The sequence below is a fragment of the Marivirga lumbricoides genome, assembly GCF_014636295.1.
Taxonomy (GTDB): domain Bacteria; phylum Bacteroidota; class Bacteroidia; order Cytophagales; family Cyclobacteriaceae; genus Marivirga; species Marivirga lumbricoides.
Genome location: NZ_BMEC01000013.1, coordinates 143454 through 157939 on the forward strand (window position 1 = coordinate 143454; position 14486 = coordinate 157939).

Annotated in this window: 14 protein-coding genes; 7 read left to right on the plus strand and 7 right to left on the minus strand. The window is 36.8% G+C overall.

All coding sequences use genetic code 11. From position 1 onward, the window contains the following. Positions 1-132 precede the first annotated feature (132 nt). Complete coding sequence (asnB, locus tag IEV85_RS19085) at positions 133-1962, minus strand: asparagine synthase (glutamine-hydrolyzing) (RefSeq protein WP_188466494.1); 1830 nt, start codon at positions 1960-1962, stop codon at positions 133-135. Positions 1963-2033: 71 nt separating this feature from the next. Beyond that, complete coding sequence (locus IEV85_RS19090; RefSeq protein WP_188466497.1) at positions 2034-2762, minus strand: NUDIX hydrolase; 729 nt, start codon at positions 2760-2762, stop codon at positions 2034-2036. Between the two features lie 90 nt (positions 2763-2852). Between IEV85_RS19090 and pfkA the strand changes: the two genes are divergently transcribed. From pfkA to IEV85_RS19105, 3 genes are all read left to right on the plus strand, one after another. Continuing rightward, the gene (pfkA, locus tag IEV85_RS19095; RefSeq protein WP_188466499.1) at positions 2853-3833 is read left to right on the plus strand and encodes a 6-phosphofructokinase; all 981 of its coding nucleotides are present in this window, start codon (positions 2853-2855) and stop codon (positions 3831-3833) included. A gap of 3 nt (positions 3834-3836) precedes the next feature. After that, the gene (locus tag IEV85_RS19100) at positions 3837-4694 is read left to right on the plus strand and encodes a hypothetical protein (RefSeq protein WP_188466501.1); all 858 of its coding nucleotides are present in this window, start codon (positions 3837-3839) and stop codon (positions 4692-4694) included. Positions 4695-4932: 238 nt separating this feature from the next. Then, on the plus strand, positions 4933-5910 hold the full coding sequence (locus IEV85_RS19105; RefSeq protein WP_188466503.1) for an ROK family protein: 978 nt from the start codon (positions 4933-4935) through the stop codon (positions 5908-5910). 54 nt (positions 5911-5964) lie between these two features. Here the strand turns inward: IEV85_RS19105 and IEV85_RS19110 are convergent, their stop codons facing one another. Then, complete coding sequence (locus tag IEV85_RS19110) at positions 5965-6810, minus strand: hypothetical protein (protein WP_229712656.1); 846 nt, start codon at positions 6808-6810, stop codon at positions 5965-5967. Positions 6811-7055: 245 nt separating this feature from the next. Here IEV85_RS19110 and IEV85_RS19115 point away from each other — a divergent pair, with 245 nt between their 5' ends. Further along, positions 7056-7733 (plus strand): 2OG-Fe(II) oxygenase, encoded by a 678-nt coding sequence (locus IEV85_RS19115; protein ID WP_229712657.1) that lies wholly within the window; start codon positions 7056-7058, stop codon positions 7731-7733. A gap of 66 nt (positions 7734-7799) precedes the next feature. On the opposite strand, the gene IEV85_RS19120 is transcribed toward IEV85_RS19115, so the two are convergent. From IEV85_RS19120 to IEV85_RS19135, 4 genes are all read right to left on the minus strand, one after another. Beyond that, positions 7800-9146, minus strand: coding sequence for a M24 family metallopeptidase (locus IEV85_RS19120; RefSeq protein ID WP_188466505.1), 1347 nt, complete (start codon positions 9144-9146; stop codon positions 7800-7802). Between the two features lie 546 nt (positions 9147-9692). After that, positions 9693-9980 carry a hypothetical protein gene (locus IEV85_RS19125; protein WP_188466508.1) on the minus strand — a complete coding sequence of 96 codons (288 nt, stop codon included), beginning with the start codon at positions 9978-9980 and terminating at the stop codon, positions 9693-9695. An 82-nt stretch (positions 9981-10062) separates the two neighbouring features. Further along, on the minus strand, positions 10063-10758 hold the full coding sequence (locus tag IEV85_RS19130; protein ID WP_188466510.1) for a TapB family protein: 696 nt from the start codon (positions 10756-10758) through the stop codon (positions 10063-10065). A gap of 88 nt (positions 10759-10846) precedes the next feature. Then, a complete protein-coding gene (locus IEV85_RS19135) occupies positions 10847-11590 on the minus strand; it encodes a 1-acyl-sn-glycerol-3-phosphate acyltransferase (RefSeq protein ID WP_188466512.1) in 744 nt (247 codons plus the stop codon). A 274-nt stretch (positions 11591-11864) separates the two neighbouring features. Between IEV85_RS19135 and IEV85_RS19140 the strand changes: the two genes are divergently transcribed. The 3 genes from IEV85_RS19140 to IEV85_RS19150 are packed head-to-tail and all read left to right on the plus strand — an operon-like array spanning position 11865 to position 14349. Beyond that, on the plus strand, positions 11865-12374 hold the full coding sequence (locus tag IEV85_RS19140; protein WP_188466514.1) for an RNA polymerase sigma factor: 510 nt from the start codon (positions 11865-11867) through the stop codon (positions 12372-12374). Continuing rightward, positions 12364-12939 carry a hypothetical protein gene (locus IEV85_RS19145; RefSeq protein WP_188466515.1) on the plus strand — a complete coding sequence of 192 codons (576 nt, stop codon included), beginning with the start codon at positions 12364-12366 and terminating at the stop codon, positions 12937-12939. The genes IEV85_RS19140 and IEV85_RS19145 overlap by 11 nt, the downstream gene beginning before the upstream one ends. 3 nt (positions 12940-12942) lie before the next feature. Continuing rightward, complete coding sequence (locus IEV85_RS19150) at positions 12943-14349, plus strand: alpha/beta hydrolase family protein (RefSeq protein ID WP_229712658.1); 1407 nt, start codon at positions 12943-12945, stop codon at positions 14347-14349. Positions 14350-14486: the final 137 nt, after the last annotated feature.

Sequence of the window (14486 nt, forward strand, 5' to 3'; positions counted from 1 at the left end):
AATTTATCCTTTCACTTCTATTATGTGGAATCTAAAATTAGATTCCACAATAGGTAATCATCTGTTTCTGAGTTCCCAGCACATAGCATTGATTCTCATTTAATTGCCTAATGGGCTCCATTTAACTTCAGATTACAAAGAGGAATTCTCAACTAACCATAATTCTAAAATTAATAAGCTGTACAGAAGATAGGCGACATTAAGCTCCTGGTATTTTTGTCCGACTATTAATTTTTCAACTTCCGCTGGCTTCAAATAATGATATATTTTAGCCTGTGGATTGAGTAATAAGTCTTTGATTAAAATCTGAAAATATTTGCTGATCCATTCATAAACAGGAGCTTCAAAGGAAACCTTTTTACCATTCACTACTTCATCAGGGAGTTTATCTCGATAGATATTTTTGAGCAACATTTTCCTTTTGAAACCTTTTACTTTAAAATGATCAGGCAAGCGGGAGGTAAATTCAAACAGCTCATGATCCAGAAAAGGCGACCTGGCTTCCACTGAAAAAGCCATACTAGCTCTGTCCATCTTTACTAAAATTCCTGAAAGCAGATTGAAATTTCTGTCCCAATGCATTAACTGATCCAGTTTAGAGAGACTGGGAAGTTTTTTTTCAGCTATTAAGGCTGATGTCTTATTTTCTATAAGTTTTTTATCTTTCCAGATAGGTTCCATTAAACTATCCCTCCACATATCTACCGTAAAACCCAGGTATTGCTCTTCAGCAGGCAGGCGATATATCCCTGCCATTCTTTTGGCAAAAGCTAATTTTGTTCTTCTTTCAGATGGAGGTAAAATGGGATACAAGTACTTTGTAAGGCTGAACTTTGAAAAATGATTTGCCAGGAAGTATCTTCGATAACCACCAAACTGCTCATCACCTCCATCTCCGTTTAACATCACCTTCACTTCATTGCTAACAGCTTTTGCAATAGCTAAATTTGGGATAGCGCTTGAGTCGGCAAAAGGCTGGTCAAAAGTTTTTACTACTTCCTGCAGCATTTTTAGCGGCTCAAGTGTCAGCGGAATAATTTCATGAGACAAGCCCAAAGCAGCTGCTGTCTTTTTAGCTATTCCGGCTTCATTCTGACTTGTTTCAAAAGGATACTCTACTGTAAAAGTTTTTATATCTGAACGTAACTTCGCTGCTTCATAAGCTATCACTGAGCTGTCCCAGCCACCTGAGAGGAATAAGCCAACAGGCACATCAGCTCGTAACCGCAGTTGAGTCGCATTGCTGATCAATTCCTTTGTGGTCTCAAATACTTCCTTGTCTTTTAGGTGCCATTTTGGCTCGTACCGGAACTGCCAATAAGGAATTTCAGAAAATTCACATGAATGAAATATAAGATAATGCGCAGGTTTTAAAGCATATACATGTTTGTAAATTGTTTCCGGTTCTGGAATATTGGATAGACAGAGGTAGTGGTAAATCGCTTCTTCATTAAGCTCAGGCTCAACACTGGCAGCTCTCATTAACCGGGCAAGGCTTTTCAGTTCTGAAGCAAAAAGGAAAAGCCCATCACCCTTAAAATAATAAAGAGGTTTCTGGCCTATCCTGTCACGCGCCAACAGAAGCCTGTCTTGCTTCTTATTATAAAAAGCAAAAGCAAACATCCCCCTTAAGTGGTTTATTACCCGTTCCTGCTGTTGTATTAAACTTTGAAAAAGAACTTCTGTGTCAGATTTTGTAGACCAATTTTCCTGTTTGGCTAGTTCAGGATAGTTGTAAACTGCTCCATTAAACACCAATGCATTACCATCTCCATCACTTACAGGCTGTTCGCCTTCTTCAGGGCTAATGATTTTCAGCCTTTGGGTACCCATCATCATGTTACCGATTTTTAAGATACCGGCACTATCAGGACCTCTATGCTTCAGCAGAGATAAAGCTTCTTTAAATTTTTCCTCAGAAATTACTGTTGACTTCTGCCATACACCTGCAATACCGCACATGAATTGAATTTTGTTAATTTAACCCGCTCATTCAAATGTAATTAAATTCATGGCAAAAGAGTAGCATCCTGCTAAAACAAAAACCACTGATCTTTGGCAAAATCTTCTTTGTAAATGGCCTCATCAAATTTAAAATACTGGGCAGGTTTGTGGGAAACTCCTGATTGCTTTTCCTCAAGAGCCACCAAAAACTTATTCCTCAGCATTCTTTTCCTGAAATTTCTTTTATCCAGTGAACTTCCTACTATTGCTTCATATAATGTTTGCAGTTGCCTTAGCGTAAATTTTTCAGGAAGGAGTGAGAAAGCTATCAATGGTTCCCGCTTTATCTTTTCACGCAACATCGCCCAACCTGTATTGGCAATATCGTTGTGGTCGAAAGCCAGTTTCTGAGGCTTATCTATCGGATGCCATAAAACTTCTTCGGCAAATGAGGCCGGGGCAAATTCCACATCTTCCACCTTCACCAAAGAGTTGTATGCAATAGTAATTACACGTACTTCAGGATGTTCCCTAATACTATTAACCCACTCAATATCAAGCGGATCATTTATTCTATCAGGAGACCCAAAAGTTTTAAATTGTTCCAGGTAAAGATTTTGCAGGTTGGTAAGTTCAAATAAAACCCTGGTAGCTGCGTGATCCAGATCTTCCCCTTTGCGAACCAAATCACCAGGAAGTGCATAAATATTTTTACCTTCTTGCTTTCTTTTTATGAGGAGTATATTAATCCTTTCATCATCGAAGCCAAATATCACACAGTCAACCGATATATGAGGATTATAATGGAAGTTTGCCATCTAATTGAGAAATGTATTAAGCAAAGATAAGAAAATACTATTGGGTAAGTGTATTCATTACACTATCTTTGGCGGGCTGATCAAAAAAATATGACACAAATGAAGCGTATTGGCGTTTTTACCTCAGGAGGAGATGCACCCGGCATGAATGCTGCCATTAGAGCAGTTGTAAGGGCTGGTATTTTTTACAACAAAGAAATAATAGGAATTTACCGTGGTTACGAAGGTATGATTGAAGGCGATTTCGTGCCTATGGAAGTACGTTCCGTATCCAATATACTGCAAAGAGGCGGTACTATTCTTAAATCTGCAAGATCGAAAGAATTCTTAACTGCAGAAGGCAGGACAAAGGCTTATGAGCAGTTAAAAAAACATAACATTGATGGCTTAATATGTATCGGTGGAGATGGTTCTTTCACAGGTCTTCATAATTTATACAAAGAGCATAATATTCCGTGTGTATGCATCCCCGGTACCATCGACAACGATATACCTGGCACTGACTATACCATTGGATACGATACTGCCACTAATACCGCTGTAAACGCCATTGATAAAATAAGGGATACCGCACTCTCTCATAATCGTTTATTTTTTATTGAAGTAATGGGCAGAGATTCAGGTTATATTGCTATAAATAGTGGCATAGCCGGAGGAGCTGTAGCGGTAATTATCCCGGAAGAGGAAACTTCTATCGATGAATTAATTGAGAAACTGAATGCTACAGGAACCCAGAACAAGACATCCAGTCTGGTAATTGTTGCCGAAGGTGGAAAGTCTGGTTCAGCTATGGAAATAGCCCAGAGGGTGAAAGAAAAGTTCTCGTATTTTGACACAAAAGTTACTATATTAGGCCATTTACAGCGCGGTGGAACCCCTACCTATTTCGATAGGGTTTTGGCAAGTAAAATGGGGGTAGCAGCCATTGAAGGTCTGGATGCGGGACAAACTGATGTAATGGTTGGTATTGTACACCAGCAGGTAATCTTTAATAAGTTTGAAGAAATTATGTCTCAGCCTAAAGATATAAGAAAAGATGACTTACGCATAGCAAAAATTTTATCGATATAGCAAATGATACTCATAGGTACTAGCGGTTCAACAAAGTGCGACTGGCAACTGGTGAAAGACCAAAAGCCAGCCATCAGAAAAAGCACAAAAGGTATAAATCCATTTTTTATGGATGATATAGCCATAGCTGACACCGTTTCTACATTAGGAGATGAAATTTTGCAATTTAAAGATGAGATAGAGGTTGTCTATTACTTCGGGGCTGGTTGTTCAGGCAGGCACTTTGCTGCCATGGTGGAAAGAGGAATTTCCATTGTATTCAAGAAATCTCACCTGTATGTAAAGGAAGATATTGTAGCGGCTGCTTTTGCTACTTTTGAAGGCGAACCTTCCATAACGGCATTAATGGGAACAGGATCAAACGCATGTCTTTTTGACGGTGATATTGTACGCCAGGAAGTAAACGGAATGGATTTTATATTGGGTGATGAAGGTAGCAGGAGTCATTTTGGCAAGAACCTATTAGGGAAATACCTTAAAAGGCAATTACCGGCTGATATTCAAAGGGATTTAGAACAGGAATTTCAGTTGACTAAAGATGATATTTTATTAAATGTTTACATTAAGCCCTATGCGAACGTATACTTATCCAGCTTTAGCCAGTTTATAAAAGAAAGAATTGCACATCCTTTTCTTCATGATATGGTAAAAAGTAGCATCGAAGAATTTGTGGAGATTTACATTTGCTCTGTAAAGAATTACGAGAACTATAAGGTGCATTTTGTAGGTTCAGTGCCTTATTATTTTCATAATATAATTAAGGAAGTGGTAAAAGAAAAGAACATAAAAGAAGGTACTTATATAGAGGAACCTATCGATTTATTAGTAACCTATTTAATTAAGAAACATTATAACGTATAATTACAAAAGTACGTTTTAACACATAACTGTAACTAATTGAAAATAACAGTTTTCTGTGTTGTTTCATAGAAAACGAATTTATATATCTATGTAAAATTATTATAAAATGAAATGAGCATGATTAAGAAGCTCCAAACCACGAGCCAGTATTAATCTTGCGAATTCTCCCAGAGGGATACCTTTGGGGTATACCGCTAAGGCGGTACAAGTTGTGACCATTAAAAATCTATACACACACATGAAAGTTAGCATTGGGATTGATATTGGAGGAACCGGGACAAAATTCGGCATAGTTAGTCTTGAAGGAAAAGTACTTTACCAGGGAGCTATTCCCACGCAAAGTGAAGCTAAGTTTGAGGACTTCATTAAGCTTTTGGCAAAGGAAATTAAAAAAGGACTTGACCCAAAAAAATATGAATTAATTGGAATTGGTGTAGGTGCACCAAATGCTAACTATTACAAAGGAACCATTGAGCACGCGCCTAATCTTCGCTGGAAAGGGATATTACCTCTTGCTAATAACCTGGAGGATGAATTTGGTGTGCCAGTTGTAATTACCAATGATGCCAATGCAGCGGCAGTGGGAGAAATGATATTTGGTGGTGCAAAGGATATGAAAGATTTTATTGTGATTACTCTTGGTACAGGTTTAGGAGCCGGCATTGTGAGCAATGGCAAAATAGTAAATGGTGCCCACGGATTTGCAGGAGAACTTGGCCACACTACCGTAAACTATGTAGGCGGACGTTTTTGTGGTTGTGGGAAACGCGGCTGCCTGGAAACTTATGTTTCTGCAACCGGTATTAAGAGAACTGTATATAAATTACTAGCAGATCATAACGAAGAAAGTGAGCTCAGATCAGTAAGTTTTGATGAACTAAGTGCTGAAATGATCACCAAGTATGCTTTGAAGGGTGATTTTATTGCCATTAAAGCCTTTGAATACACGGGACGTATTCTTGGAACAAAATTAGCCGACACAGTTGTACATTCCGATCCGGAAGCCATTTTCATTTTTGGAGGCTTATCCCTTGCTGGTGATCTGATTTTCGATCCTACTAAAGAGCATATGGAAAAACACTTAATGCCTATCTTTAAAGGAAAAATCAAAATTATTTCTTCTCAGTTACAAAATCAATCAGCTCCAATTATAGGGGCAAGTAGTTTGGTTATAGACAAACTGAAAAAGGATCAGGAGGAATTATTAAACAGTTAACCAACTGTTTAATAATTCTTTTTTAAGCTTTTAAGACATCTATAGTTCCTTGTTTCAGCCTCCGGCAGGAACCCTTTCAGTACTTGTACCCGGAGTAAATAAATCTTCCGTTTCTTCTACAAATTTAATATTAGTAATTGTAGCTTCTCCCAGTTGCTCAGCTAATCCTTTTTCTTGGCTCCAATTGTAAAATTTCCATTTACCAGCAACAATGGCGCCTTGCACAGTTTGGTAATCGCTGTAAGTTATAGCATGAGGGTTCTTCTCTGCTTCTTCTCTTGGCGTATTTCCGAAAGTAACAATATAAGCCATCGCTTCCAGCAATCCTGTTTCAGGATTTACATATACCTGATACCAATCGTCCGGGGCATCGCCAACGCCATTTTCAAAGCTTAATTTAATAGCTTGTTGTAAACTGTCAGGCTCTTTTAAAGGCATTTTGGTGGGTTCTCCCCACTTTGTACCCTCATCTGCAAATTTGAATGGTGCAAGTGCAAAGTAAGACCAGGTAAGTGCATCAAACCTGGCGCCCTTATACTGTGCACTATCCGGAGTGATAAATACATCTTTTCCATCAAACAAAAGTACCGTTCCGTCTGCCTTTTCAACTTTCACTTTGCTGGAGTTTGTTCTGGAATAAATCGTACCATTTAGCCTTTCGCTGCCATTAAAAAACAATTCTATGTCAAATGAGATAATTTCTTTATCATAAAACTCCCTGATATTATGCTTTGCTACCAGGCTTTGAATAGCTGGTGGTAAATCAGAGGGGATTTCATAATTATTTTCATTAACAACCTCTGTCTCTTTAATTTCATTTTGTTCATCTTTAACAGGCTTACTGCATGCAAAAAGGCACAGTAATAAAAAAGGAAAAATTATTTGCTTCAAAATATTCATATCAGTCAATTATTGGTTTAGAATTCAAATAAAAGGAAGTTTAGCTTCACATATGCAACTATTGAGAATAATAGCATGAGATTGTCGGCTTAAAAACAAATTGTTTTACTTATTGAGAGAGCCATACAACTACCACGAAGCTTAAAGAAGGAATTGGCCTATCACTCTAATGCTCTATCGTTCATCAATTTCATTTCTACTCTTAGCAATAACGATTGTTCCACAAAATCGTTAAATCCGGCAAGGTGGCACTCATTTATTTCTCCAAAATAGCTATTTTCGCAGCATATATGGAAGAACAATCAAAACAAGCTCCTCCTATTGAGCGCGCCATTGACCATCTGGCAGAGAAAGGATATTTTATTTGGGATGATTTTATCTCATTAAGCAGTGTGCAGGAACTGAGGAACCTTGCTGAGACCAACCGTGAAGAAGGCAATTTCAAAAAGGCAGGTATAGGCAAACAGGTGCTGTTTCAGGTAGACAAATCTATTAGAGGTGATTATATTCAATGGATAGATAAAGTGCCGGAAAATCCTGTGTTAAAAAGTTTCATTCAGGAAATAACAGATTTAAAAGAGTACTTAAACCAGACCTGTTATCTGGGGTTAAAAGATTTTGAAACGCATTTTGCCATTTATCCTGAAAATACTTTTTATAAAAAACATGTGGATAGGTTTCAACAAAATGCCCATCGCGTGCTATCTTTTGTGCTATACCTGAATACCCAATGGCAAAATGGCGATGGTGGTGAGCTTGCCTTATATCTTGAAGACGAGCAAAAGATTATAGAGCCATTAGCCGGCAGATTATTGCTTTTTAGAAGTGAGATGGAGCATGAAGTACTGCTTGCGCATAAACCGCGCTATAGCGTCACTGGCTGGATGCTTGACAAAGATATGAGCCTTACATTCCTTCCTTAGAATAACTAAGTTAAGTGAAGACTAAATTCTCTTTCTAAAAAGGAGCAGTACTATATAACACATAAACTATCTATTACTTCTGGGAATGGCATATATGGCTTCCTGCCTCCCGTCAATATAATAGATTCTTTCTCCATCAAAGAAAGCTTCCTCTTCCAGCATAATCCTGATCTCCTTTTTCCATTTCTCAATATAGACAGCCGCATTTAACTCAATTGAGTAGGCTGTATTCGGATAAAGCGGGTAATCTCCACTACCGGGCACTCCTCCCTGCTGATCCCAAAGGCCAATTGTAGGTCCGGCAGCATGCCCATGGAAGCCGATCGGATGTGTATAAATAGTAGGCTTCAGACCTGCTTCTTTTGCCTCTTTTAGAGCCGCTGCAAGCATTTCGTTTCCTGTATTACCTGTTTTGAATTGAGCAGTTAAGTGATCCTGCACTTTTCTTCCTTTCTCAAAAGCATCCATAAGATAATCCGGAATTGCTTTTTCATCAGGCTTTAAAACATAGGCATGTTGCTGGGTATCAGTATTTAACCCTAAATAGCTAATTCCAAAATCAACATGAAGTAAATCCCCAGGCAAAATTGTCTGCTTATCAGGTCTTTTGCTGAAGCTTCGCAGGTGATCAAAACTCTCGGGATCGGCTCTTTGTATGTCTACAGTAGGATGGAACCACGTATCCAATCCTAAATTATTGATCTCCTGTCTGTACCACCAAACTAAATCATCAGTTGTGGTAAATCCAGGAGTGATGGCCTCTGTAGAAAACCCTTTGGCAATAATCTGATGAGCTAATTTACAAAGCTGCTCATATAAAACCTGTTCTGTAGCTGACCGGGTTTCCAGCCATGCAACTCCTAATTTTTCTGCAGAAACAACATTCTTCTTATATTTTGAAGGCAGATGTTTCATAAATAATTCATACTCTGTTTTATTGATTCCATCGGCTAAAGCGAAAGTTTCTGAAAAGTTAAGTCCAATTTTAGTTGGTTGCTTTTCATCAATAAGCTCCATCAAACGCTTCCATTGGTTTGGTTGCTTTTCAGGATCCCAGCTTTTCCTAAAAAGCTCCCCTACATTATATCTGGCTACTGCAAAATTTTGTAAAGGCGAACCGGGCTTTTCCTGATAGATGACCAGCATTGTTCTTCTTCTTGCATTAAGCCATGTGGAAGGCAACATTGTTTTTATGATAGGATCCTCATTAAATTCTCTGGAAATAATAACCCACATGTCTATTCCTGTCCTCTCCATTAAAGAAGGTAAAACCGTGTTCATCCTTTCTTTCAGAATAGAATCCTGCAGTGCTGCTCTTTCTCTCAGGGGAAGTACCTGAGCATATTGCGCTGAGGATAAGGAAATGGTGAAAAAGATCAGTAAAATTGATAACTGTACTTTATAGCTTCTCATATGAATTATCTAATAATGAAATATGAATAACAGAATTTAATTCCGCATTTTCAATTAATAATTTACAATCGGCACAATTCAAATATTATATATAATGATCAACAAGCCGTTGAAGCTCTAAAAACAGTTATTGAATCTCCTCTCTTTTATGATTTACAAAAGTTAGCCATCTGTTTTTTGTTTTTAGAGATACAAAACTGTAATAGAGATAGCCCCCTAATGCATAAAAAAGAATGTCAATTATATCTGCTGTATAGTTAAGAGGAAACATGAAAGGATATAAAATTTCAAATACTAAACTAAAAAAAACTATACTAATAATGATGTGATTATGAGAGAGGTAGTAAAATCGTCTTGCTGGATGAATCCATTGTAAAAATTGTGTGGTTAAGCCAAGAACTATGGGCAGACATAACAAATCGTCCAAATAGGAATGCACATAGGGTATAAATATTCCCCACATCCTCTCTAGCATTTGATTTACTATAAAAAGGAGCAAAGAAACCCAAACTAATGGTTTCTTCAATATGTTGAAATGAGCACATCTCATGCGGGTAAAATGGCTAATAACCAGGCAAAAAAAGCTAGTATACTAATAAAAACGTAATATCCGGCATTCCCAACTTTCTTTGCAAAACGCATAAATTTGCTGTCACCTTCGTCAATGGTAAACATCCACTTATCCATTTGCTCTTGCCTGAAATCCTCTAATTTCTTCTCACGCTCCTTTTTCTCATCTATTAAAGTATTTCCACAGTTTTTACATTTTTCTATTCCTGTGCTCTCTATTTCATTCCAGGTATCACAATTGGGGCATTTAATATTTCTTTTCATTAATAGTTAAACTTTGGTAGTAAAACTATTAACGGTTGTTGCCGGAATGGTTTTTAAATAGTGCTCCTAATAATTGATATAATTACTCTAAATATTCAGTTAAGACAGTATAACTGGTTAAATTTCCTTTTTTATCATAAGATTCTGAACGAATAGCACCAACGTCTTCTGCAATCCACTCCACACTCTTAAACTGCCTTGTGCTGCCCATCATATCTATCTGAAGAACTGAACTGATTTTAAAAGCATTGTAAGTTCCTGCAGGTACCTTTACATCCTCCCGCGCCTCTACTTTCCTATCTGTCATGCGAAATTTAAATGCCATCCTAATTGGACTTGTAATAGTCATATTTACGGCACCTTCTTCTAAATTTTGCCCTACTTTAAGTTCTTTGGGTATTTGAATGTGTTCATATTCAATTTCCATCTGCATACTTTTCATGCTTTCCAATACATCTTCAGGTAAATACTGAGACATATCTAACTGCATTACCCCATCCTCACAGATAAATTCGACTTCCTTCTCAAAAACTTCCTCATCCTTCTTATCATAAGAGGTCAATTTTACATTAGCTGTAAGTTTACCCTCTGCTTCGGATAGTGAGAGTATTTCAAAGGATTGTTTTCCCTGATACTTGTCTTTAGCATTGTAATTAGCAGTAGTCCATTTCTTTCCTTCTTTAAACATGAAATAAGGATTACAATCGGACTGTGCCTTGATTGCCAGTGGAGACACTAGTAAAGTAATAAAGAAAGTGATGGAATAGAGTATTTTCATCTTAGTTAATAGTTTAGTTCCTTACTAATGTACGATAAAAATTAACAATACAAATAATAAATATTAATATTTCATTTTAAAAATCATCTTACCTGCTATTATTTTCTTTTCTGTAGTCAACAATCTGACTTTCCATTTGTGTAAAAACAGTGGTTTTGAGGGTGAGAATATCCTTATTATTTAATCCATTAGCACTTACAGGTGGTAAAATTTTCACTTTAATTTTACCGGGGCTCATTAGGAAGCTTCCCGGCTTCATACATTTTGCCGCACCTAAAACCACGATAGGAATAATCTTAGCCTGTGCATCAATAGCAATACGGAAAGCACCATCATAAAAGCGCTGTAAAGGTTCCTGGGTACGGTTCATTGTGCCTTCAGGAAATACTAAGATAGATCCTAATGAATGTAAAACTTCATTTAATCTATCTTTACTTTTTTGCCTGCTCTGCGGACTTGATCGGTCTACTACTTCAGTTAATGCTTTAATAACAAAACCAAATAAAGGAATTTTGGTAAGCTCTTTTTTAGCTAAAGCTTTAAAAGCTCCAACAGCCTGGGGCATGGCTACAGTATCTAGAAAAGAAGTGTGGTTAACCACAAAAATATAGTTTTCCTTCTTTTCGATATACTCTTTACCTTGAATATCAAAAGTGATCCTGTTAAAAAAACTGAAGAGCAATGACCACAGCTTAATGGCTTTAAAACTCAGGTGATGACCTTTTTTATGAATTAACGGGGGTATAATAAAAAGCGGGAAAAGTATTATCATGAAAACATGAAAAATGGTAAGAGCCCAAATAGTATATAAAACTTGTAAAATTTTCTTCATTCAGCTAAGAATTTTCTTTTTTAGGATTCTAAAGTAGACTGCATAATAACCAGTTGCCTTAGCCTGACTATCAGGTTATTATAATATTTTGAGTTTAATTGCCTCATTGGACTTATTAATCTAAACAAAATATTGAATTACAAATATGCTGAAACTTTTTTAAACATTAGGATTGTGCATTTACATTCCTATCTAAGAGACACTATTTCTAAAATTATTTGTATCCTGTAATAAATGCTGGAGAAGTAAGTACTAATGGGGTAAACAATAAAAAATGACTGAAAAAGAAAGGGAATCAATTTTTAAAGAATGGATAGCGCAGTATAAAGCACTATTATTTAAGGTAGTGAGAGCATACGCTTTTACTGCTGAGGACCAGGATGATCTTTTTCAGGAAATTTCAATACAGGTCTGGAAATCAATCGCATCATTTAAAGGAGAGGCAAAAGTTTCCACCTGGTTATATAAGGTATCGTTGAATACAGCTCTGAGATGGGTAAAGAAAACCAAATCCTATCAGAATAATTTACAAAAAATTGAAGGTGAACTACTTATTATCGATAAAGCAGAGCCTACAGACGAACGCCTTGATTGGATTTATGATAAAATTGCCCAAATGGATAAAATAGACCGCTCTCTTACTTTACTGCTACTCGATGGCTTTGGTTATAAAGAGATGTCGGAAATAGTAGGAATTAAAGCATCAAATGTAGGCGTTAAAATTCATAGAATTAAAAATCAACTCATTAAAGAATCTAAAAATTATGCAAGCCATGGAATTTGAAGAAATGACAAAAATATGGGATCAACAAACCAAAAAGACGATGTTCGTTATAAATGAAAAAGCGCTAAATAACCGAATAAAAGCTAAATTAAGAGGGTCAGAAAGGATGAACAATATTAATGACTTTGGACTAATTGCAATTTCAATCTGTACAGCTGCTATGGTATTAATTATAAAGACAATAAGCACATGGAACCTTGTAACAGCAGTTATTTTACTATTAATTTCTTTTTACATTATTGCTAACAGATTGAGAAGGGAAAAGCGCAGCAGGCAATTCGACCTCTCTCTTTTGGGGGGTGTAAACCATGCTATTGAGAATATAAATTTTGAGATAAGACGATCAAAAACTTTTATCCTTTGGTTTCTCCTTCCACTTTCCGTTCCTTCTTTCATGAACTTAGCTCAAAAGGAAGCTTCAATATGGATCTGGCTATTAGTAATAGGTGGATTTTTTCTCGCCTACTTCGTCACCCGTTTAGGACTTCAGAGAAGCCTCATCCCTAAGAAGAGAAACTTAGAGATATTAAAAGAAAAATTATTAGAAGCCCCTCAGGATATTTAAATTATGAAAAACTATAAAACCATCATGAAAACAATTTATCTAACATTTATTACATCTTTTATTTGTAGCCTTTCCTTTGCGCAAAATGTAACAGGAAAATGGAATGGTATCTTGAATGTGCAAGGCATGCAAATCCCGCTAATTTTCAACATCGAAAAAGGTGACAAGGGCTATAATGGTACTTTTGACAGTCCAAAGCAAGGAGCCAAAGACCTGCCTTTTACTTCAGTTACTATAGAGGACAAAACTTTAAGGCTGGACGCCACGAATATTGGAGCCTTTTACAAAGGCGAGTTAATGGGCGATTCTATAGTAGGCACGTGGAATCAGGGAGGTGCCTCACTCCCCTTGAACCTCTCAAGAAACGAAGTGAAAGAAAGCAAAGTAAACCGACCTCAGGAGCCTCAGGGAGTATTACCCTATAAAGCGGAAGAAGTAAAATTCACTAATAAAAAGGATGGAATCACTCTCGCAGGAACCCTTACAATTCCGAAAGATGGTAAAAAACAACATCCAGCGGTAATCCTTATCTCAGGAAGTGGACCGCAAAATAGAGATGAAGAAGTATTTGGCCATAAAACTTTCCTGGTTCTGGCAGACCACCTCACCAAAAATGGAATAGCTGTATTGAGGTACGATGACCGAGGCACAGCTAAATCGGAAGGAAATTTTACTTCTGCTACCACTGCAAATTTTGCTACGGATGTACTAAGTGCCGTAGAATACTTAAAAAGCAGAGAGGAAGTTAACCAGGAAAAAATAGGCTTAATTGGCCATAGTGAAGGTGGAATCATTGCTCCAATGGTTGCCAATCGAACAAAGGATGTCTCCTATCTTGTAATATTAGCAGGAACAGGCGTGCCGGGGAAAGATATTTCTCTCTTTCAGTCAAAAAACTTATCTACTCTGGAAGGGGAAAATAAGGAAGCCTTTTATGCCTATAATAAAGAATTGATTGAAATTGCTTCCTCTAATCTAAGCATAGAAGAAAAGCGAAAAAAAATGCTTACTCTTTCAGAAAATTCTCGTGAGATTCTTAAAAAAGTGGTGCCCGAAGGAACCAACATAGACAATTTTATTACACAGCAGATTGCCTCTACTTTATCACCTTGGACTCAATATTTTTTAACCTATGACCCTGCCAAAGAGTTTGAAAAGGTAAAAATACCTGTGCTCTCTTTAAATGGAAGCAAAGATGTTCAGGTAGATGCTACCATTAACCAAAATGCTATCAGAAAGGCACTCAAAAAATCAGGCAATAAACAGTATACTGTTAAAGAGTTGGAAGGACTTAATCATATGTTCCAGGAAGCTGAAACAGGCTCGATAATGGAATATGGTAAAATAGAACAAACATTTTCCCCTGTAGCTTTAAATGAAGTTTCTGAATGGATTTTGAAGATTAAATAAAATTAAATTGAACTTTAATCCTTATTTTACATATTGCTAAGGATATAAAGTGGATTCTTGATTTAAAAGCTTCAGCAATTTAAAAACCTATGGGCAACAACCACTTAAAATTATAAATTGCTGTATATTTAAAAGTT